The following is a 23,985-nucleotide window of genomic DNA, read 5'->3' on the forward strand; positions in this document are numbered from 1 at the left end:
ACTTCTCCCTATTAAAGTATTACTCATTTGGCAAAAGGACTTACCAAATCATCTTTTAACGTGATTTCCATAGCTTCTTGAAAATGGGTCTTGAAATAATTTATATAATGACAGAAATTGTCAGGGTCATACGAAACCTTCAAATTCGTTTCGGAACAGAAACCGGTAACTTCGGGCACGACATAATTACCGGCATATTTAAATTTTCGATTGGCGATAGCTCGATGCAAAGTTTTCAATTGTTTAATCATTCCATCGTTTACATCAACAACATTCGCTTTATCAAACTCAACCACAATTTCGTACGACTTATTACAATCGGCATTCGATATAGGAATCGAAACCATGAACTCTTTACCGCAATATGACCATTCACTGGAATTGGGCAACACCGTATAATTTACCTTCATGCCATTTAAGCTAACCGATCGAGGCATTTCGGCTCCATACAACCGGACGAGATAATCTTTCGAATGGTTCATTCCTCGATAATGACCCTCTCTCGGAGCAATCTTAATCCGTTGAATACGATTTTCCAATTGCGACGTTACCCGTGTTGTAGCATACTCCGCAGCATATCTCTGATCATTACCTGCATCTTCATAAATAGAAAACTCACCCGCCGCACCCGGGAAAATACCGATAATTTGTTTCTTCGGATTATCGTCCAAACTATTCACCTCTTTTCCATACATGGGAATTACAGCACCGGCTTTAACATAAATAGGATATTCTTCGATAGAAAATTGTCGGATAAGTTCCTGTCCGCCGTTCAATAACGTACCCGTATGCCATTCATACCAGTCGTTACCGGCCGGAAGCCAAACCTTCACATCAGATACCCCATTCTCCATCGGAGCCCCGATTGGAGCTACCAAAATATTATCCCCGAACATGTACTGGCGAGAATAAGTATATGCCCGCTCGTCTTCGGGATAATCATAATACATCGGGCGGCACAGCGAAACTCCTGTTTCATAAGTCTCCCTTGCCATCGTATAGATATAAGGGACTAATTGATAACGCAATCTTACAGCGTTATACAATGCGTCGAAATATTCGTCGCGGTATCTCCATATCTCTTTTACCAACGATGGATCCTTATTTGAGTGCGTTCTCAAAATCGGGCTCAAAGCGCCATATTGTACCCAACGGACATACATCTCAGGATCAAATTGATAAATATTATCGTCTTCGATGAACTTATGCCCTCCTATATCGTGACTCCAATATCCATAAAGAACATTCGAAGCCGTATTGGTAAAATAGGGCTGATATTCGAGCGTATTCCACGTAATATAAGCATCTCCCGAAAAACCTATTTGATAACGATGATTTCCCAAGCCTCCCCAACGGTGATAAATCAATGGACGCTTATCGGTATTGCGTTCCATATCTTCAAAGAAAGTATAATTGAGCCACCAAGTGTTATTCAGTTTCTCTATATCCTTATCGAAAACCCATTGCTGCCAATCGAGCCACCAAAAATCCACACCTTGCTGTTCAATAGGATGCAACACGACATCGAACAACGTACTCATAAACTTCTTATTAGAGCCTTGCCACGGAATATTTTCATGAGTAGATATATCGAAATTCATACGTTTCGCAAAATCTTTGTATTGGCTTTCAAAGGGAGCGATACCCGATGCCGGATGCAAATTCAAGGTCGTTTTCAGATGCTTCGACTTGGCCCAGTCAAAAAATTGATCGGGATCGGGAAACAAACGCTTCTCCCATGTATAACCGGTCCAATGTTTACGTTGTCCCCATTTGTCCGGTTTGGCGAATAAACTATCGGTCTCATGCCAATCCATATCGACAACCAACACATCTAACGGAATATTGAATTTCTCGAATTGCGAAACCACATCTCTCATCTCATTGTCGGAATATGCCCAATAACGCGACCACCAATACCCGAATACGAAACGAGGAGGCAGTGGTACTTTTCCGGCAAAAAGAGTAAAATCTTTGAGGGCAGCTTTATAATCCGAACCATAAGCCATAAAATACCAATCTTGTACCGTTCTGTTCTCCCGCTCTTTTACCCACGAAAAATCGCTATTATCGAACAACAAACCGGACGAATCGTTGATAAGAGTCCAACCGTCACGAGACAAAATACCGTCCTCCAACTGTAACTCGTGCCTCGGTTCGTTCCTCTTAATAAAGGTCGTACCGTCCATACGATCCAATGTGCGGGCAGTCCCTTTCAAATTCTGCTTTTGAGTAACACTCGGATTCCACGTAAAGGCTCTTTTTTTGTTCAGATATTTTATCTCTAAATTTTCTTTTGAAAATTTCCCTGTATTCAATTTATATGTCAGTTCCAATTCGTCCGTTCGAATCGTCAATTTACCTCCCCTTATAATTTTCTTAAACTCAGGGACCGGCAAATTCCGATTAATCACAATAAACGAACGCTCATCGGTGAACCTATGCAAAGAATCCCACTCCATACGGATAACACGCGGTGTCAAAACGGTAAATCGCACATCACCTTCCTCGACTACGGCTGCCGGATTAGCAACAGCATCGTTACCTGAACTATAAGCGACTAAGGGAAATAAAATCACGAAAAAGAAAAACAAAACATTTTTTTTCATGGATATCAATTTAAGCTATAACAGTTTTTATGAGTTAAGACGATAAAACCAGAAAAATATACCCAACTTTATATATTCAATTTATCAATATGATTCAACCGAATAACAACTGCCATTTTTAATAATCCCTTTTTTATCTATCTTTGTATTTACAAAATGAATAACCATGAATAAATCATTATTGACACTAAGTTTAATACCCATAGCCTCGGTAATGCATACATACGGTACAAGCCATGTACCCGATAACCGTCCGAATATCATTTTATTTTTGGTAGACGATATGGGGTGGCAAGATACGTCTCTCCCCTTTTGGACCCAAAGAACCATGTATAACGAGCGTTATGAAACGCCCAATATGGAAAAATTGGCTCAGCAGGGTATGATGTTCACTCAGGCCTATGCTTCCAGTATAAGTTCTCCCACCCGATGCAGCTTGATGACCGGGTGTAATGCCTCGCGCCATCGAGTCACGAACTGGACTCTACGGAAAAACACGAAAACCGATGCCGTCAGCAATACTCTGGAAGTTCCCGATTGGAACTACAACGGCATAGCACAAGTTCATGGAACAAACAATACCTTTATTGCTACTTCTTTCGTGCAATTGTTAAAAGACAACGGTTACCACACGATCCACTGCGGGAAAGCCCATTGGGGTGCAATAGATACTCCCGGAGAGAGTCCCTACCATTTCGGATTCGAGACCAACATTGCAGGACATGCGGCCGGTGGCCCGGCAACTTACCTGAGCGAGCGTAATTATGGATACGACGAAGCAGGCAATTCTACATCGCTGTTCTCCGTCCCGGGATTAGAAAAATATTGGGGAACAGGCACATTTATGACAGAAGCTCTCACCCAAGAAGCCTTAAAAGCCCTCGATAAAGCTAAAAAATACAATCAACCGTTTTACCTCTACATGTCGCATTATGCCATTCATGTTCCCATAGACAAAGATGTCCGTTTCTACGACAAATACAAAAAGAAAGGATTGTCGGACAAAGAAGCGGCTTATGCTTCGCTCATCGAAGGAATGGACAAAAGTTTAGGAGATATTATGGATTGGCTGGAAAAGAATGGTGAAGCCGACAATACCATCGTTATATTCATGAGTGACAATGGAGGATATGCGACAGGAAGCGGTTGGAGGGACGAACCTCTGTATACCCAAAATTTCCCGTTAAAATGTGGAAAGGGCTCTGCATACGAAGGAGGAATACGCGAACCTATGATCGTCCGTTGGCCCGGCACGGTACAACCCGGCACACGGTGCAACGACTATTTGATTATAGAAGATTTCTATCCTTCCATTCTCGAAATGGCCGGTATCGACGATTACGATGTTCCACAAGAAATTGATGGTATCAGTTTTGTTCCTCTGCTAAAACAGACCAAAAATCATTCGCAGGGACGCAGCCTTTATTGGAATTGTCCGAATATATGGGGAGAAAAAGGACCGGGAATAGGACCGTCCTGTACCATTCGAAAAGACAATTGGAAAATGATTTACTTCTACGAAACCGGAGAAAAAGAACTATACGACATACCGAACGATACAGAGGAGAATAACAACGTGGCAGCTTTATATCCTCAAATAATAAACAAGTTATCCAAAGAGCTCGGCAAATTCTTACGACAAACGAACGGACAACGCCCCTCTTTTAAAAAAACAGGGAAACCTTGTCCCTGGCCGGACGAAATTTAAGACATAATTACAGGACTATTAACAAGGGCAATAGATAGATGTCTATTGCCCTTCATGTTTTCTAACGGAAATATTATTCTATCTTGATTTCAAAAGGTGTAGCCGGAAGTCCTACCGAATTATATAAATTGGCATCATCGGGATTATCGCCCCATGCATACCGCACCGACACCGGGTCTATCACATCGGGACATGAAAGAACAACCCGATCTTTCCCCGCCACCTTAGCCTGCACCCATTTATATACTCCATCATTTCCGGCAACGGCGAAACTCATTAAATATCCATATTTGTTTTTTACAATCAGCCCATCAGCTACATTGTCGAATTGTACGGCAATTTTGTCTTGCACCCGACGAACGGTCTTAGGCATAGGACTTTCACAAACCACATCGGAAAATCCATAATCATTATGAAGGGCATGCAAAGCCAATCTACGTCCTACCTCCTGTTTATTTTTAGGGTGAATGTCTTTTGCTTCTCCTATATCGATAATTACGGCCTGACCGGTATGAGATAAAGAAAGTGTTTGCGTTTGGGCTTCACGAACTTGCGCCCACAAACTTTCCGAAGGGACTTCAACTGCATCCATATAATTAGCAAGTTGAACCCAATAAAATGGAAAGTCTTTCCCCCATTTTTTTCTCCAATCATTAATCATAGCAGGGAACAGGTGGTAATACTCTTTGGCTCGATTGGTATTATTTTCACCCTGATACCATATAACTCCTCGCATACTCAATCCCACCAAAGGATTAACCATAGCATTATAAAGTAATGAGGGATAAGCATTAGGCCCATATTCTACAAAATCGAAATCGGAATTTGAAGCTGAAATTTTATATTTCCATTTTCCGGATAAAGGAATAGTCTTATCCCCGACCTTCAAATAAATTTCATTCGCCGGGCCATACAAACCTCCACCGCCTCTATAATCCGATATTTTTAAAGTAATCTCATTCGATTCTTTCAAGACACCGGCAGGAACACTGTATAGGCGTCGCACGTCGTAACCGACGGTCTCTCCTATTTTTTGTCCATTAATCCATGTAATATCGTCATCGTCAATCACATGCAAACTCAAAACCGCCTCTTTCCCTATATAATTCTCCGACAATGTAAAACGACAGGTTTGCCACACCACTCCATCGAGAGAGACCAGTCCTTCTTCGGACCATAGTCCGGGAACACTTACTTCTTTCCAATCGTCTTTGGAATACGAAGGCAAATACCACTTTTCAGAAATACCCGGTTCGGCTTTCATCGATTCGACAAATTTGGCTCGATTTTCATCGCTACGGCGAACGTATTCCTCGAATTGCGAAGAACGCATACGATCTTGCAATCGTTTATATTTGGGGAACTTGTCGATAGCATCCATACTCATCCAGCTTTCAATATCGGTTCCACCCCACGAAGTATTGATAAAACCGATAGGAACACCCAATTTTCGATATAACTCACGGGCGAAGAAATAACCTACTGCCGAAAAATCACCGGCACTCCCCGAATCACATACTCTCCACTCACCCTGCAAATCGGAAAGCGGACGATGCGACATCTCTTGCTTCACATTAAACGAACGCAAAAAAGAATAATTCTCGGCGTCTGCAATCTCTTTTTCGGCATTCATCGCAGCATGTAAACGGAATTCCATATTGGATTGCCCGCTACATATCCAAACTTCACCCAGCAAAACATCGTCGAAAGCGAGGCGCTCTTTTTCCCCTTTCACGATTAACGTATAAGGGCCACCGGCCTCCATAGGACGCAAAGTTGCGTACCATTTACCCGATGCATCGGCACGGACACTCGTCTTCTGCCCATTCAGTTCGACAGTAACTTTTTCTTTCGGGCTCGCACTCCCCCATAAATTGATTGCCTCGTTTCGCTGTAAAACCATGTGGTCGGCAAAGATGTGAGGCATGGAAAGTTCGGCCGAAAGCCTTGCAGAAAACATTCCACATAGGAAAACCAATATCAAAAACGAGAAAGCCTTTTTCATATAAATATCGATTAAAGATTAATGTGTTGCGGTTTCTAATTTAAGTTTATGACTCCCCGCAAAGAAGATGGTATCGCCGTTATACGTCACATTGTCTCCCAACGGGGTAAACGTCGCCGACACACATTCGGGCAAATCGAACTCATAAAGAATATTACCCTCGTCGTCCCGTTTCCACGAAGTCGAAATGCAACCGTAAGGTGTCTCATGTTCGATTTCGAGATAGTCCAAATTTTCGGGGAAATACGGACGTAGTGAAACATGCCGGAAAGCCGGGTTCGATTCATCGATTCTCAAACCTCCCAACGTTTTATACAACCATGCCCCGATCTCACCGAACATGATATGATTCAACGAATTATCGATAACGACATCGATTCGCCAATTTTCATGTAAGGTCGTCGCCCCGTTCTTTATCCAATACCCCCAAGAAGGATATGTTTCTTGTGTAGCCACCCGATAGGCTGTTTCGGGATAACCGTTATCAGATAAGGCTCCGAGGAGAGCTTTACTACCCAGCAACCCTACATCGATATGACACGAATCCTGTACGACTCTGCGGTTCAACTGCTCTGCCACTTTCTCCCTATATCCATCGGGAACAATATTCCAATAAAGAGGCATAGCCAACTCTGTTTGAGTACCCGATGCATAAAGACCGGTCTCTTTGTCCAAATAACGGTCGTTGATCGATTCTTTTATCCTATTGGCAAGCGCTTCGTAATAAACCGCATCATCGACATAACCGAAGAGTTTAGCAGCTTTCGCCATAATAGATACATCGGTATAATAATAAATAGAAGTAGTCAAAGTCACATCGCTTTTACTTCTCACCGGGATCCAATCGCCAAGTCCCCAATCGGTCAAGTTATCTTTGGAAATAGACTCGATATAAGCTACATATTTCTTCGCCGAAGGATACATACGCCGCATAAGAGTCTCATCACCATAAAACCGGTAAATTTCCCACGGGATAATGATAGACGCACTTGTCCAATCCACGCCGTTCGCCCAATCGAATCCCCATACCGAAGTCGGTACGATACAAGGATAAACACCATTTTCACGTTGCTCGTCTATAAAATCGAGTAACCACTTCTCATAAACCGTAATCGCATCGAAATTATACAAAGCCGTCTCTATGGCAATGTGTGCATCGCCCGTCCAACCATTTTTCTCCCGTTGCGGACAATCCGTAGGATAACCGAACAAATTATCCAAATAGGAATTATTGGTGGCCGTCCATATTTTGTTCAACAAATCGGACGAAGAACGAAACCGTCCTATCTCCGGCACATCGCTGTGCATCTTCAATGCTACGATACTATTTTCGTCGAGAGCTATCGGTTCGGACGAAGTCACCTCTACATATTGGAAACCCTTATAATTGAACTTAGGAGTAAATCGAGTCTCCCCGTCCCTCAATATGACGATATCCGTTTGAAACGGGTCGCTGTCGTCGGTCGGACGATAATGGTAATCGATATTCGCTAAATTCACCGTACCGTCTTCATTCAGCATCTCCCCATGTTTCAATCGTAAAACAATGCCCGCTTTCCCCTCTACCGAAAGTTCCACCGTTCCCGCCATATTCTCAGGGAAATGATAGACAAAACAAGTATCGTTTATTTTTACAAACCGTGAAGCGTTGTGACGGACGATTTCCTTCACCGGCACAGTTAATTGAGCCTCTATTCGCTGGGTAGGAGCAGATACTTCCTTAGCATTTTTCCATTGTGAAACATCGATTCCCGATGTATTCCAACCCTCGATTTCCTGCCGTGCATCGTAGTGTTCCGCCGTATAAATGCTGTTGAATATCACAGGACTGTCGGTCGTTACCCAGCTACTATCGGTCGATATAGTTTCGATACTTCCGTCGGCATACTCGACTCGTACTTGCATAATAAATGCAGGGCGGTTACGCCACGAGGCTTTATCGAAAAACCAAACTGCCGTGGATTGATGATTATACCACCCGTTTCCCAATTGTACCCCGATGACGTTCTCTCCCTCCGACAAATTGGGCGTTATATCATACATAACCGATAATACCCTTTTGTCGAAATGAGTGTACATAGGATCCAAGAAATGGTCCCCTATGCGTGAACCATTCACAGAAAGTTCATATAAACCGGCAGCGGCGATAACCGCATAAGCATGTTTTACGTTTCTCCTCACTTCGAAATCCTTTCGGAAATAAGGAGACGGGCGATAATCCTTATCATGGCCATCGCTAATCCATCGTGCATCGCCCCATTCTTGGGGAGACATCATACCTGTGGTGAACGACGACAGCGGTGAGCAAACAAAGCGATCCTCTCTTTTCGTTTTATATCCGACTTTCCAATAATATTTAGTCCAAGATTGCAGCGAATCGCCGGCGTAAACAATCCTGCGGATATCACTCGGAAGCTCGCCGCTATCCCAACATTGGCCAGAGCCGTCTATCACTGCCATACTATCGGCAGAGACCCATACCCGACAAGACTCTATCGAATCTGTCTCCACAACCGGGATTTTCCACGACAATCTCGGCGAAGACATATCGATTCCCAACGGTTCCGACAAATATTCACACATTAAGGAATACGGAACCTCAGGACTTGTACTGCAAGCCGCCAATATACAACCGGATAATATGCTCAATCCGTAACTAAATACCCTGTTCATCATCGCTTATATCTATATAATTAGATTTTATTTTGTTCGGCACTCTCACGACGATTCTCCAAATCGGAAGAAATCTCGGACAATCGTTTTTCGCTCAAAGGATACCTCGAAATAAAAAGTGCCGATATTCCGGTCGCTATGGCCGGGAATATACTCATCATCAAACAAATCCCGGTCAATGCCGATTCTGATTGTATTGTATTGGCCTCGAACCCGAAATAGAACAACAGCCAACCGGTCAAAGAGCCACCCAATGTCCACCCCAATTTCTGAGACATCGACGACGATGAAAAGATAAGGCCCGTAGCCCGACGCCCGGTCTTCCATTCCGAGTAATCCGATATATCGGCATACATCGACCACAACAACGGAGAAACAATACCGGCACAAATACTAATGATGATTTGCAACGCCAATATTCCATAAATGCCGTCTTTGGGTAAGAAATAGAATAGGATACTGAATATGGTAGCCCCTACCGTCGCCGTCAAAAAAGTATATTTTTTACCCATCAACCGTGTAAACGTAGGAACCAACATAATACCCAATATGTTAGCAGCTTGTCCCAAAACAAGATAAATGGTGATGAGCGTAACCGAAGCACTCATAAAGGTAAAAGAGAACGTGTCGGAGGCCTCTACATAATATTTGAAATAATAGACTGCCGAACCGTCTCGTAAAGAATTAAACCCGATAACCATGATACCGGCCACCAAAAGAATCCACCACGGTTTGTTCGTAGCCAAATCTTTCACATCGTCTTTCAAAGATGTTTTCTCTTCTTTGATAGGCTTTATCCGTTCTTTTGTCCACGAAAAAGTAAGGAAAAACATAATAGCCGCCAATATGGCAAAAACGACGGCAGCCATTTGCCAACCGAATGCCTGTGACGGAACGCCGTCGACTATTTTCATTTTACTGAATATATCGACCAACGGCTCTATCAGGAACAACACCAAAATACTCCCCCCGAATGCAAAAGTCATTCGGTATGAAGACAATGATGTACGAGTCTGCGGGTCGGGCGACATTACCCCTAACAACGAAGCGTATGGCACATTGACAAACGAGTACACCATCATCATGAGCGTATAAGTGACATAAGCATATACGATTTTCGATATTTCGGAATCTCCACCCCATGACGAAAAAGTCAATATGCCGCATAACCCGAAAGGTATGGCTCCCCATAACAAATAAGGGCGGAATTTTCCGAAACGAGAGTGCGTACGATCGCCTAAAATCCCGATAAAAGGATCGAGGAATGTATCCCAGATACGGGTAATCAAGAACATGGTTCCCACTACCGCTGCCGAGATTCCCACCACGTCGGTATAGAAAAATAACAAATACATGGTGAAGAGCTTCCAAAACATGGAAGAGGCGGCATCACCCAGACCATACCCTATTTTTTCCCTTAATTTTACGTGTTCCATGATATCTTATTTCAATATTTTTTTATTATGATCGACCATAGCGATAATAGTCCGTACCGATTCTATCGAACGCAATCCGTCGACAGGCGTATGCAAGCAATAATCCACCAAACGGTCTACTGTCGATTCGGCAACGTGCATACGCGTATCGGACGAAGCATAGTATATGTACACTTTCCCGTCTTCATCGGCAATCCAACCATTGGAAAACAAAACATTCGAAACATCTCCTATGCGTTCTTCATCGACCGGGGCCATGAAATATCCGGCAGGCTCTGCAATCATTTTGGTCGGATCCTCCAAAGAAGTCATGTAAAGATAGAGCACATAGCGCAATCCGGCAGCACAACAACGAACCCCATGAGCAAGATGCAACCACCCTTTTTCAGTCTTAATCGGGTGAGGACCCTCTCCATTTTTCACTTCTTTAATCGTATGATATTCCCGTTTATTGATAATTACTTCGTCGTGTACCTCTGCATGGCAAATATCATCGACCAAAGCCCAGCCTATGCCTCCACCGTTTCCCGTATCGATGAAACCGTCTTGCGGACGGGTATAAAGAGCATATTTCCCATTCACGAACTCGGGATGCAAAACGACATTACGCTGCTGGCTACGAGTCTTTAAATCGGGAAGACGCTCCCACGTTTTCAAATCTTTCGTACGAGCGATTCCGGCCGAAGCAACTGCTGCCGACAAATCTCCCGGACGTGCATTGGGATCTTTGCGTTCGGCACAAAAGATACCGTAAATCCAGCCATCTTCATGTGCAGTAAGACGCATGTCATACATATTGGTATCGGGAATATCTGTTTCGGGCATCAAAATAGGATAGTCCCAAAAACGAAATCCGTCCACCGGGCTATCACTCTCGGCCACTGCAAAGAAAGACTTACGATCATCGCCTTCCACTCGCACCACCAAGTAATACTTTCCGTTCAATTTAATAGCACCCGAATTCATCGTCGCATTGATACCGATACGCTCCTCCATATAGGGATTGGTCTTCTCGTCGAAGTCATATCTCCAAATCAAAGGAGCATGTTCGGCAGTCAACACAGGATACTTATATCGAACGTAAACCCCGTTGTTTTTATTGCATTTCTCGTTTTTTCTTGAAATAAGAGCCTCATACTCTTTTCTCAATCTCTCTAACTCTTGTACCATAACCATATAATATCTTAATAAATAATCTTATAATCAACGGGCTATCAAAACCCAGTCATTTCCTCGTCCTTGTGTTGGCGATACGACTTCAAAAGCCTCACTTGTCTCGATATTTTTATAAAATATTAGTTCCCCGTTACGCGGATTAAACCACTCCAACCGAACGTTTTTTCGTTGAGTCCAACCGGACAGATTTACCGTTATGCTGTGACCATAAGGCATATAAAATAAAACATAATCTTTTCCACCGTATGCCACAGCATAATCGTCATCGGTCTGTTCCGGTCGTTCTATCAAATGTTGCAATGGTCTTCCTCGGAAAAAATCGATAGCCTCACACAATTTTCTAAAATGTATCATATCGCAAGCCCCGGCTAAATCCAGGCTTTCTTTCCAAGTTGTTTGCGCATCTATCATCGGAGAATACTTATCGGAATACATCTGCCACACTTCATTACAACCGTAAGTATATCCGCAAGCTCCGCTAAACATACTTTGATACAATGTCATACGGACATCGAAATCATCGAATCTACCATTCTCCGATTTAAAATCGATAGGTATATTCTCATACCGAGGCTCCCCATCTAAGACCGGTTTGATCGGCTGTTTCTGTAAATCGTTCAGTAGCAATCGCCTATATATGGCATAATCGCGTTGAGCATGTCCGCTTTGGAACATATTGAAATCGAGCCAAGTCTCATCATGGAACCAAAAAGAAGAAGAATGTTCTCCTTGCGGGTGATAAGTCATTAAATGCCGTTTATCACACTCCTTAATGCCCTCGGCCATCGCTTTCCAAACGGTAAAGTTCTTACCCTCTCCGCTACGGTCTCCGCCGATAATCCATATAATATTGGGAGTGTCGGCATATCGACGTCCGAGCCATCGGCCGTACTCACGAGCATTCGCCTCGTCGAATATCTCTGGTCCCGCACCCCATTGTTTATCCACTTTATCACCCCACGTAGGAAGTAATCCCACATAAAGCCCTTTCTCCCCGGCTATTTCTAAAACACGATCTACCCACTTGAAATAATCAGGATCGGGAGTAGACGGAGAACCGTTTATCAATGGCCTGTTAATCCCGTCCGAACCATCGAGCTCGGACAATATAACCGTTTGAATCACCGTAAACCCTTTGGTTCGACGATTTTCCATATACAGTTCCACCTCTGGTTCGTTCAATCGATAAATCAACTCCCAAGCCGTATCTCCCAAATAGAGAAACGGAGTTCCATCGGTATGTTGCAAAAAACGCCCGTTGGGAGACACACACAAGTCTCCGTGAGAAAAATCGACCGATTTACCCGACCAACTATCCGCTCGTACTTCGACAAGAGCCGGGACAATCCATGCAAGAAACAATATGAATACATGCCGGGGCATATTGATCTTATTTTTGCGTTGTCAAATATTTACCCACTACTTCCATCTGCGGACGGTCTTTCCCGTCTACCGGAGTAATCGCCATAAATTCGTCTTTCGGCCACCACGGTCCGGCAGCCCAATAACAACCGTTTATATCGTTTTCCTGCAAGTAAGACAGAAATTTATCCAATACAAGGTTCCAACGCGAATCACTATCGGGAATACCATACTCACCGACCATGCCTTCGAATTTATTGGCTTTCAGCCATTCCACAAAGGGACGCACACGGTCTATACCCTTTTCAAGATAGCAAGAATCTTCATCATATCCACGTTTGTAAGTACCAGAAGCATCTGCATCGAAATAGACATGTGCCTCGAATGCCAACTTATCGGCAGGATCTTTCAAATATTTCAACGTATCGCTAAGTTCAACCCAACGTTCAGCCGAACTCCAATGATTGCCCCCCACCATAATACGAGTATCCATATCGACCGTACGAATGGAGTCTATACACAATTGCGCCATCTCGAACCAAGTTGTGCAAGAATCCAAATCATGAGGTTCGTTCATCAACCCATAAGCATAAATATTGTCAAATGATTTAAATTCCGTAGCCAGCGATTTCCAGAACGAAGCCAAATGTTCCGGTGTCAACCCGTTTGTCCCGATAATCGTATGCTCGCCATTCATATAACGACGACAATAGTTATGCAAGTCCAACATGACAACCATGTCTCGCTCTGCTGCCGCAGCAACAAAATCTTTCATTTTGTCGAGATCATGACGATTCAGTTCTCCGTTCAATTCATATTGTAAACGTTCCCATTTAAATGGGAAACGCACTAATTTCAATCCCTTCTCATTCCAATAATCCAAATCGGAAGCCTGAGGATAGGTATAATCGGTATTATATACACCCGGGAAATTAGAACCGAAGTCGGCACAAGCCATATTTACACCATAAGGTTTACCTTCCGTTTTAGCTACCTTATTGCTACAACTGCACAATAACAAACCTAACGCAACTACAAAAACTACTCTTTTCATACAATATCTGTTTTCCTAATTTATATTCCAACCTTTCACACAAACCGGATAATCGACATTCACCTCGATAATTTGCGACTCTCCCGGATCGAGCCACAAATAGTTTTTCGACGCAATAAATTCATGAGCATATCTGGGGGATTCCACATAAACACCTATGGCCGGCAGTTTCCCGACATTCGTCACCGTTATCTGTCGCCCATCTCTCTTCATAGTAATCTCTGTACGAGGCATCGACATAATTATCCCTCGACGAACTTCATAATTGGTAAAATAATAATTACGAGATAATCGTTTACCCTCCGAACAAACATCGACAACAAAAAACAGCATGGTCGATTTCGTCTGTGCTCGATTCAAATTGAGATTACCCAATTTTTTTACGGTTTCCAATTCGCTATGCCCATCGAAGTCCCGACATACGACAGTATCCAATCGATCATTATAAACTGTCACCGATACCGTGTAATCTTTACCGTTCAACTGACGGCAGTCGTCGAGTAAATACAACGGCAACGATACTTCTTGGCTCGACAAATTCGTCCGGTCGAAAAGCAAAACTCCCGTCAATGGTGCAAAAGATTTCTGCACGAAATAATGTACCGGTTTAATCGCTCCGTAGTAATCGACACTCGACCAAGAGACACCCGGATAATTATCGTTCATCTTGTAATAAAGAGCTCCGGTTGTTTCGGGCCACAAAGTACGAGCCCGTTCCAACGTATGCCTTACTCCGACAACTTGTGCGAGCTGAGACCCCGTAATAAATTCGGCCAATGTGGTATCGGGCATGAAGTATCCCGAATATTGCGAGAGCTTGCCAAACTCTCCCATTGTCCCGAAAATAGGAGTATGATGACGGAAATGATCGCCCGGACGAGACGGCCATCTATCTTTCTCTTCGGCCAAATAACGTCTCACACTCTCTATATGCGGTAGAGAAGCAATTCCGAACTCTCCCCAAAACGGAGAAGTCATATTTAAATTATGATTCAAATGAGCATCGTCCCACCAGCAATTGTAATTATGATCGCTGCCGCCCCATGCCTCTCCTCGGTGAAACGGGCGGGAACCGTCGAGCTCCAAGCTCAAACGCCCCATCATATCGATAGCCGGCCCGAAAGGTTTATCCGATTCGTTACCGGCGCCCCACATAACCAAAGAGGGGTGGTTTCGGATACGTTTCATATTCCTCACTACCGTCTCCTGTAACATATCGAACGGTTGCGTATTATGGCTGTTCCACGCCGTAGGCCACTCTTGTATCACCATAATGCCATACTTATCGCACAATTCATAAAAATCATCGGTTTCGGGCAATCCTCCACCCCACGCTCTCATCATCTGAATATGCTGACTTTTAGCGATACTTAACAAGCGGTCATATTTTTCTCGCGAAAAATCCATCAAAGCATCCATCGTACACCAACCGGTTCCCTTCACAAACATAGGTTTACCATTAATGACGAAAGTCCAATTATAACGGTCTTCTCGCTCGCCTCCCGGAAACGGAGCCATGTCGATCGTACGAATACCGAACGATGTCTTTTCCACATCGGGGCGAGCTCCGTTACGAGGAATAAATGCGACTGTCATATCGTAAAGAGACTGTTCTCCCATATCATTAGGCCACCAAAGGCGGGGAGCATCTATTTTGAAATCGAATGAAAACTGTTCGGTTTTCTTCGACGAATTAATTTCATGTTCAAAGAATTGAGGAGCACCTTCAAAATTTTTAGGCACGACCCTAATTTGTAATTTACCTTTTAGCGGTGCATTTATTTTTTTGAGAGTCACTGCCAACCGCATATCGCCCTGCAAAGAACGGGTCGATACAAAAGGCGCCTCTATTTCCACCGGAGCCTGTGATTCCAATTTTACCGAACGCCAAATTCCCAATGACGGAATTTGAGCATAGTGCCAACCATAAACACAATTAAACACCACGGTATACTTCCAACTTTCATTAGCGTTAGGAGGCCAATTCCCTAAAAACATCTGAGGAATCGGATCGAGTTTCACCACAAGCGTGTTTTCCTTTTTCAAATATTTCTTCACAGCGAAATCGGGTCCTCCGAACATTCCCTCGTGAGAACCCAGTTTTTTCCCATTCAGCCAAACGGTACAACGATTCGCTACACCGCCGAATGAAAGAATAGGATTTTCAAGCGGTTCATTCAATGTAAATTTTTTACTAAACCACCATGTCTTGTAACTCTGTTGCTCGGCGATCGAGTCATTTTGCCCGATATAAGGATCGGGGATAATACGATTCATCAACAATGCAGTATGTACACTTCCCGGTACAACAGCCTCCACGGCATCGGTCCAAACGTCTTTAAGACGGAATTTTTCATCGCCGCCTTCGGCCATGAGCCATATTCCATCGAGAGAGAGAGACTCTGGACTTCGAACTGTATCGACCGACAAAACCGGAATCATCGAGATTCCCGGCAACTCCGAGAGAGTATATTTCGCAGCAAAACTTTCCCTATCTATTTCGTCTAAGGATTTCCCGGCTTGAACGGGAAATCCTGACAAAATAGACATTAAAACAAGAAAACTACCTGTGATGAATCTTTTCATATCTCTGATTAATATACTTGTACCGTAGTCTTATATTTCAACAACGTTGCCAACTGAGGACGATCTACCGTATAATTATCGGTAGGTTGTACAGCCAATTTATAATTGCCCCAACGAGGGCCGGCCGACCAATAAGTGCCATTCACACCGTTTTCCTGCAAATACTTCAAAGCGGAATCGAGAATATCCAGCCAACGACCGTCGTCATCGGGCACACCATACTCCCCTACAAAACCACGTTTGCCGTTTTCTTTCAACCATTCGACGAAAGGCCGCAAACGAACCACACCGGTTTGAATAGTCGCACCGTCTTCATCATACGACTTAGAATAATTTCCAGATGCATCCGAATCAAAATACACGTGAGCTTGGAAAATCATGTTGTCACAGGGATCGACCAAAGTCTTCAAATTATCGCTCACCTCTTTCCAACGGCTCGCAGAACTGAATTCATCACCACTGATAACCAGCATAGTCTCGGTATCGACTTCGCGAATGGCATTGATACAGGCTTGTGCAATCTTCACCCACGGTGTCGTTTTCAGCATGGCATTCGGCTCATTCATGATATCATAACCCCAGATACATTTGTAATCTTTGAACTCCGCAGCCAATTTTTTCCATACATCGCAGAAGTTCTCAACCGTACATTGAGCATTGCCGATAACAACGAACTGATTATCGTCAGAGTTCACACCATTGGAATAGACGCAATAACGACCGAAGTTGTGCATATCGAGCAAGACTTTCATGTTCAAGTCCTCGGCTGCTTGCACGAATTCTTTCATCTTGGCCAATTCCGTAGTGATAAGCGGGCCATTCATTTCGCTTTGGATACGCTCCCAACGAAACGGGAAACGAATCATACGCAGTCCCTTCTCCTTGAAATACTCCAAGTCTTTTTTGGTGGGATAGCCATAGTGCGTGCCGTCAACACCGGGATATACATTACCAAACTCGGCTCCCGACATATTCACACCGAAGTATTCGGTATGTTCGGTTCCACCACCATTACCGCCGTCTCCCCCGGGGCCATCTTCATTGCCGCAAGAAGTCATCAATGCAGCGGCAAAAACAAATGTCAAAATTTTTTTAATCTTCATAGAAATAAATAGTGTATAGTTTAATTAAAGCGATAAGCCGGGGCAGGACGTTGTCCTACCCGACTTATCACAGTTATTCTCAGCCTATTTTTTTAGAAAAGCGGAAGTTGCACATGCTCAGGTCGAAATCCATGGCATCGGTCGGCGTGAATACAATTTTCCACTCCGTGTTATCCGGTGCCGGGCTACAGCCATCGGGAAGAATCGTATTTTCACTTACCTCGTCCAAGCCTATGCGCATAGTACGCCACCCGCCATAGGTATTGACAGGAATTCCACTCGCACCAGGCATCCACATGAAATTACCCAAAGCTATCCGCGTGGTCGAGTTCAATGGATAGGAAGCATTCGTACAAACCTCGAAGCATAGGTTATACGCAGCAGGATCGGCAGCCACATCGGCCGGCACTTGAATGTAGCCTGCCCACAACACCATCCAACCCCAAGCGCCCACATTCCCGTGGAAACGCAAGTATTTCATACCCTCATTCAACGGTTCGGGGTAACCATCTCCCTCTGTACCATCACACAAAAAGTTGAGAGTATTATCGGGGAATTGGCTAGAATGAGTAAATCCACCAGAACCCGGCCAATCGTTGAAATCGAAGATTTGATGTCCAGTATTCATATACGGGATAGCCACCGGCTCAGCCATCTCACCGCCCTGAATGGTCAGGTCGGTATTGGGCTGGGCGTTGGCGGGGATTTGCAGCGTAATATCCGAGCGGGTAGCGTCGATTACGGTACAAATCGCATTGCCTATGCGCACATCGGCCTGTTCGACGGTAATACCGTAAAGGTCGAAGTTATCGCCCGAAATCACCGTCGTATCGCCGGGATTGGTAAACTCATTTTGCAAACCGTCGATTTTCAACTCAGGTATCGATACCGTGAAAGGTCTCGATACCGAACCGTTCTTGGTCGTGATGTAAAGCATATCGGTCACCTCGCCCGGCAACTGACGGGGAACCGGAGCCAACAACATGTCGTAACGAGCATAAATCTCTTTGGGGTCGACCTCCACATCATTGAATTTGACCGACACTACATTACCGAGATTTTTACCTTCGATGCGCACCATGTCCTCAAAGTCGGCGCCATCGATTTCAAACTCTTTATCGTTGGCCAGCACGATTTTCGTAATCTCAGGAGCTCCGTTGGAAGGAATATCGTCTTTTGCTTTGAGATCTTCCACTTCCACAACGTCCTGACAGGCGGAAAAGGCAAACAGCACTGCCGCCCACGCAGCCATATATTTTATATTTTTCATTTTTATCAATTTTTCGGTTATACACTAATTAACTCCAACCGGGATTATTGCTCGAAATAGCTTGGTTCGTGAGAACTTCGAGCGTAGGAATGGGGAAAAGCAGATGTTTCTCGGAACGGCTCTTCACGTTTCCGCACACGTCAGTTCCACCCAGTGCATTCATCGCTTGCAAATAAATACCCCAGCGAATCAAGTCCCAACGGCGATCGCCTTCCATGGCAAACTCCATGGAACGCTCTTCCAAGATAGCCGAGCGCAAAGCCGATTTGGTCGAATAATTTTTGAGTTCGCGCGGCGTAGCATTACTTCTCTTACGCACGTCGTTGAGCAAACCGATAGCCTCGTCATTCGGGCCTTTCAACTCGTTCGAAGCCTCTGCCATAATCAGAATAACATCGGCATAACGCAAGAACGGATAGTTGGCATCGGTACGTTGCAGGGTTTGATCGGTCACTTGCTGACTGTATTTTGTCGTGAAAGCGAAGAACTGCTCCGAACCGCCCTCGTCGCAACGCCACCCGGCAGTCACCTCAGGATTGTCGAATGGAGATTCGAGATTTGTTACCATCTCTTGCCATTTACCGAAGTTGGGGAAGTAGGAACCGCCGCCCCAGCTGGTATCGGAGCCTTCGCGAATCCAGCAGTGCAGCACACCTTTGTCTACCCGGTAGTCGTCTTCTTCGAAGAGGAGGTACCAATGTTTGCTGTTACCCACTGTGAGGCTGTTTTCAATGTGCCCTTTTTCGTTTGTCATACCGCAATAGTGGTAGGTAAAGAGGGTTCCGTACAACTCGTCGCCCGACTTGGATTGCAGGCTGAATAGATGCTCGCTGCACGTTTTACCGCTGGGTGACCAAATCAGGTCATAGGATTCCAAGTTGTGCGTACCGTAAACGCCGTCTTTCACATCCTTGGCCACATCGTAGGCCAGTTGATAATACTCTTGCGAATTGAACGACTCGTAACCGGCCACTTGGTCTTTGGCGAAATCCATAGGAACCGGCTCGGTATACACTTTCGTGTTGGTCCCGTTGATGTTCTGCATCACAAATTGCGGACCGGTTTTCACCGTTACGATTTCACCCTCAGGCATGGCAGCCGAAGCAATCGTAGCATATACCTTTGCCAACAGACCGGCAGCCGAAGCAGCACACACGCGACCGGCTTGGAAATTGGTGTCAGTGTTTTTATAAAGCATGTCTTTGGCATCGTCCAACAGCGGAATGATAGTTTGCGTATAGACATCTTTAATAGGTATACGAGGGCTATTCGTGTATTGTTGCGACTGGTTCACACTCACCGAATAAACGGGTATATCGCCATAGGCGCGCACCAGCATGAAATAGGCCCAAGCTTTCAAAAAATAGCACTCGCCCAGCACATTATCTCGGTGTCTGGCAGTGAGGTTCTTCATCTCATTGATTTGCTCGATGGCTTCGTTGGCCCGATTGATCACCGAGTACATACCCGTCCATACTACGTCACAATGGTTGTTCGAACCCTGAAAGTTACCGTTACCGAACTGGTCGAACTGCCAAGTAGCACCCGACACATTGTCGCAATCGTAGTCGAAAGGACGGGGCATATTCCCGTAACGGAACATGGAGGAGTGCAACGTTTCGTACACACCGGTCGTCCACATATCGGCTCCGTCGTCGGAATCGGGCACATCGTCGGGAGAGATAAAATCGTAGGGTTTTTCTTCGAGCATATCTTCGCACGAAGTGAAGACCGGCGCTGTCGCCATCGCCAACCCCAACATGGTCACATATATCGATAATCTTTTCTTTTTCATTGTCTTGCAAATTATAACGTTACTTTTACACCTAAACTGAATGTCCGGCTTGCAGGATAAGAATAGATATCCACACCACGGCGGGAAGCATCCTGGCCAAACGTATTCACATCTGGATCATACCAACTGTAACCGGTAATCGTAAACACATTGTTCACCGTACCGAATACTGTCAAATTCTCTATTCCTTTGCAAGGAGAACCGAAGTTATAAGCCAAGTTGATGGTTTTAAGTTTCAAATAAGAGCCATCTTCGACGTGACGATCCGAAATTCTCCATTCACGAGTCTGAGCCATCGTGGCACGAGGCCATTTAGCATTCTCGGTGTTATCAGGCGTCCAACGACTTTCATACGCAAACTTGGGAATGTTGCTCACACTCTGCATGGAAATGTTGGTAAGGTTGGCATTGAAGATGTCGTTGCCATAAGTTCCCTGGAAGAACAAGCTCAGAGTCAAGTTTTTCCAACGGAAATTACCCGTAAGACCATACGTAAAATCGGGGTTAGTATCACCGATAATAGCACGATCCTCGGTCGTAAGTTTACCGTCACCGTTTACATCGAGATATTTGATTTCACCCACCATACGTTGAGCCTCTACGTCAGAGACGTTAGCATAGAGAGGATCGGCGCGCACCTCGGCAAGATTATCATAAAAGCCATCTTCTACATAACCCAATATTGCACCGATGGGCAATCCGTTACGTTGAATAAACACCTCTTTGGCACTATACCACAGATTGTTGGCATATTGGTCGGCGGTGAGACCACCGATGCGATTACGGTTGAACGCGATGTTGGCGTCGAAATCCAATCCCCAGTCTTTGGTATCTATGGCATAGAATTGACCGGTAAGTTCGATACCTTCGTTCGTCACATGGCCGAAGTTGGTCCACATATTGGAAAAACCAGTCGAGGAGGGAATCGACACGTATTGCAACAAATCTCTGGTCTTCTTATAGTAGTAGTTCACCGAGAGGGCGATACGGTTTTTCAAGAAACCGAAGTCCAAACCTACGTTATATTGGTCGGTAGTCTCCCATTTCAAATCTTTATTCAACGGGCCTTTACTAGTATCTCCGGCGAAACCGCTGTCGGTAATACCTCCGAAAGGATAGTTTGCCGAACCCAACGAAACCATCGTCTGATAGCTATTGATACCCTGGTTACCGGTCTGCCCGTAACTGGCACGTAATTTCAAGTTGCTGAATATGTTCAAGTTTTTAATAAAATCTTCTTCCGAAAGCACCCAAGCGACAGCACCCGAAGCAAAGTTGGCAAATTTGTTTCCGGGAGCGAAGCGGCTCGAACCGTCCCGACGATACGAAGCAGTAAAGATGTAACGATCTTTCAACACATAGTTGGCACGACCCAGCAATGAAACCAATGTAGCCTCGCCACGATTACTGGTGGGAGCGTCGATGGTCAACGCTTGCGAAAGGTTGTAGTCTTCGGTAATGTCGGTAGGGAAATTTGAGGCGTTGATAGCCTTGCCACCCCAGTTGGTATTTTCATAAGTGAAACCGGCTACTACATTCAAGTGATGAATATCGGCAAAAGTTTTGTCGAAGGTCAACACAGACTCGGCCGTTATATTTTGGTAGAAGTTATCACTCTTACCGGCACGACCGTTGTAGTTTTTACCTTCACCTGTTTCACGGGGATAGTAGGTAGAACGCTCGTTGTCGGTATAGCTCATACCGAAGTTCTGACGGAAGCGCAACCAATCGGTAAATTTAATCTCCAAGAAAGCCGAGGTAAAGACATTGATCGATTTCAATTCGTCCTTAGCCGTATTTACATAGGTACGGGGGTTGGCCGACAGCCAGAAGTATTCATCGTCTTGTGTATGGTCGCCCACATAAATCGTGGGAGGATACAACATGGCCGAACGAATGATACTGTAATCATAGGAATTAGATTTGGCAAAACGGGTATTCGACTTGGTAAAGTTGATATTCAAGCCGGTATTTAACCACGATTTTACTTGACTACCCACGTTGGCGCGCACAGCTAAACGGTCGTAACCCGAGTTGCGTATAATACCGGTTTGGTCGGTATAGTTACCCGAGAAAGCATAGTGCGATTTATCGTTACCACCCGATACGCTGATGTTGTACTCTTGGGTAAAGGCGTCTTGCAAGATTTCGTCCAACCAGTTAGTACCTTCGACCCACTCACGGTTTCCATACTCGTCCTCGTGCCAACCCGGATTCAAGAAGTCTTCGGGTGCGGGCTCATACGTACCCGACTCAGGTATAATGTTGTTCTGCGGGTCACGACGATAATTCCAGTCACCCCGGTAAGGCAGGTAAGCATACGGAGTGTTGTCGTACAAAGCGTTGTTGATCGTAGCTTCGTTCACGAAGTTGGCATACTCATAAGCATTGAGGCTCTCCACGATTTTCGAGATCTTCGAAAGACCGAAGTTCGCCGAGAATTCAACTTTGGCAGCTCCCGATTTACCTTTTTTCGTTGTAATCAAGACAACACCGTTGGCTCCACGAGAACCGTAGATAGCCGTTGCCGAAGCATCTTTAAGAACATCGATCGACTCGATATCGTTGGGGTTAATCAACGACAACGGATTGGAAGTGGTGTTGTTGTTTTCGTTTGCGCCGCTCGTCGGTGCGCTACCCGCATCGAAAGGAATACCATCTACGATATACAATGGTTGTGAACTGGTCGAAAACGAGTTTGCACCACGAATGGTAATACTCATACCCGAACCGGGAGCACCATCGTTAGAATTAACTTGCACACCAGCCAATTTTCCTTGTAGGGCTTGGCTGAAACTTGTCGGATTACCGATCATTAAATCCTCGCTTTTGATAGAAGCGACGGCTCCCGACAAATCCTTCTTACGCATCGTACCATAACCGATGACAACAACCTCATCGAGCGATTTTGAATCCTCACTCAACTGCACGTCGATCTGTGTTTTATTGCCCACGGTTACGTCTTCCTTTGTATATCCGATAAATGAAAAACGTAACACCGATTTAGGACCTTTCACCACAATCGAATATTGTCCGTCTACATTGGTAATTGTTCCGTTACCTTTCGAATTCAACTCGGTAACATTAGCGCCGGGAATAGGTAAGCCCGAATCATCGGCTACTACTCCCTTCACCACTATGTCCGCCATAGCGGTCGTTGCCCAAAACACAGCCACTACAAACGACATAGCTCTGAGCATTTTACCCA

At 44.7% G+C, this 23,985-nt stretch carries 13 protein-coding genes; 1 reads left to right on the forward strand and 12 read right to left on the reverse strand.

Annotated elements, in window-relative coordinates; translation table 11 throughout:
- Nucleotides 1-23: 23 nt before the first annotated feature.
- A complete protein-coding gene (locus HMPREF9448_RS08580; RefSeq protein ID WP_008862212.1) occupies nt 24-2,609 on the reverse strand; it encodes a glycoside hydrolase family 31 protein in 2,586 nt (861 codons plus the stop codon).
- Nucleotides 2,610-2,775: 166 nt separating this feature from the next.
- On the opposite strand from HMPREF9448_RS08580, the gene HMPREF9448_RS08585 reads away from it, so the two are divergent.
- Nucleotides 2,776-4,317, forward strand: a complete 1,542-nt coding sequence (locus HMPREF9448_RS08585) for a sulfatase (RefSeq protein ID WP_008862213.1) — start codon at nt 2,776-2,778, stop codon at nt 4,315-4,317.
- A gap of 73 nt (nt 4,318-4,390) precedes the next feature.
- On the opposite strand, the gene HMPREF9448_RS08590 is transcribed toward HMPREF9448_RS08585, so the two are convergent.
- The 11 genes from HMPREF9448_RS08590 to HMPREF9448_RS08640 form a co-directional block, all read right to left on the reverse strand.
- Nucleotides 4,391-6,322, reverse strand: coding sequence for a sialate O-acetylesterase (locus HMPREF9448_RS08590; RefSeq protein WP_008862214.1), 1,932 nt, complete (start codon nt 6,320-6,322; stop codon nt 4,391-4,393).
- An 18-nt stretch (nt 6,323-6,340) separates the two neighbouring features.
- The gene (locus HMPREF9448_RS08595) at nt 6,341-8,998 is read right to left on the reverse strand and encodes an alpha-L-rhamnosidase (protein ID WP_008862215.1); all 2,658 of its coding nucleotides are present in this window, start codon (nt 8,996-8,998) and stop codon (nt 6,341-6,343) included.
- A gap of 17 nt (nt 8,999-9,015) precedes the next feature.
- On the reverse strand, nt 9,016-10,431 hold the full coding sequence (locus tag HMPREF9448_RS08600) for an MFS transporter (RefSeq protein ID WP_008862216.1): 1,416 nt from the start codon (nt 10,429-10,431) through the stop codon (nt 9,016-9,018).
- Between the two features lie 6 nt (nt 10,432-10,437).
- On the reverse strand, nt 10,438-11,601 hold the full coding sequence (locus HMPREF9448_RS08605; protein WP_008862217.1) for a glycoside hydrolase family 130 protein: 1,164 nt from the start codon (nt 11,599-11,601) through the stop codon (nt 10,438-10,440).
- A gap of 33 nt (nt 11,602-11,634) precedes the next feature.
- Complete coding sequence (locus HMPREF9448_RS08610) at nt 11,635-12,990, reverse strand: glycoside hydrolase family 140 protein (RefSeq protein ID WP_008862218.1); 1,356 nt, start codon at nt 12,988-12,990, stop codon at nt 11,635-11,637.
- A gap of 7 nt (nt 12,991-12,997) precedes the next feature.
- Nucleotides 12,998-14,023: a glycoside hydrolase family 5 protein gene (locus tag HMPREF9448_RS08615; protein ID WP_008862219.1), complete on the reverse strand. Its 1,026-nt coding sequence runs from the start codon at nt 14,021-14,023 to the stop codon at nt 12,998-13,000.
- Between the two features lie 15 nt (nt 14,024-14,038).
- Nucleotides 14,039-16,609, reverse strand: a complete 2,571-nt coding sequence (locus HMPREF9448_RS08620) for a glycoside hydrolase family 2 protein (protein WP_008862220.1) — start codon at nt 16,607-16,609, stop codon at nt 14,039-14,041.
- A gap of 8 nt (nt 16,610-16,617) precedes the next feature.
- On the reverse strand, nt 16,618-17,712 hold the full coding sequence (locus HMPREF9448_RS08625) for a glycoside hydrolase family 5 protein (protein WP_008862221.1): 1,095 nt from the start codon (nt 17,710-17,712) through the stop codon (nt 16,618-16,620).
- Between the two features lie 79 nt (nt 17,713-17,791).
- The gene (locus HMPREF9448_RS08630; RefSeq protein WP_040296051.1) at nt 17,792-18,982 is read right to left on the reverse strand and encodes a glycan-binding surface protein; all 1,191 of its coding nucleotides are present in this window, start codon (nt 18,980-18,982) and stop codon (nt 17,792-17,794) included.
- A gap of 28 nt (nt 18,983-19,010) precedes the next feature.
- The gene (locus HMPREF9448_RS08635) at nt 19,011-20,777 is read right to left on the reverse strand and encodes a RagB/SusD family nutrient uptake outer membrane protein (protein ID WP_008862223.1); all 1,767 of its coding nucleotides are present in this window, start codon (nt 20,775-20,777) and stop codon (nt 19,011-19,013) included.
- A gap of 11 nt (nt 20,778-20,788) precedes the next feature.
- A complete protein-coding gene (locus HMPREF9448_RS08640; RefSeq protein WP_040296151.1) occupies nt 20,789-23,977 on the reverse strand; it encodes a SusC/RagA family TonB-linked outer membrane protein in 3,189 nt (1,062 codons plus the stop codon).
- Nucleotides 23,978-23,985 lie beyond the last annotated feature (8 nt).

This window comes from Barnesiella intestinihominis YIT 11860, assembly GCF_000296465.1.
GTDB lineage: Bacteria > Bacteroidota > Bacteroidia > Bacteroidales > Barnesiellaceae > Barnesiella > Barnesiella intestinihominis.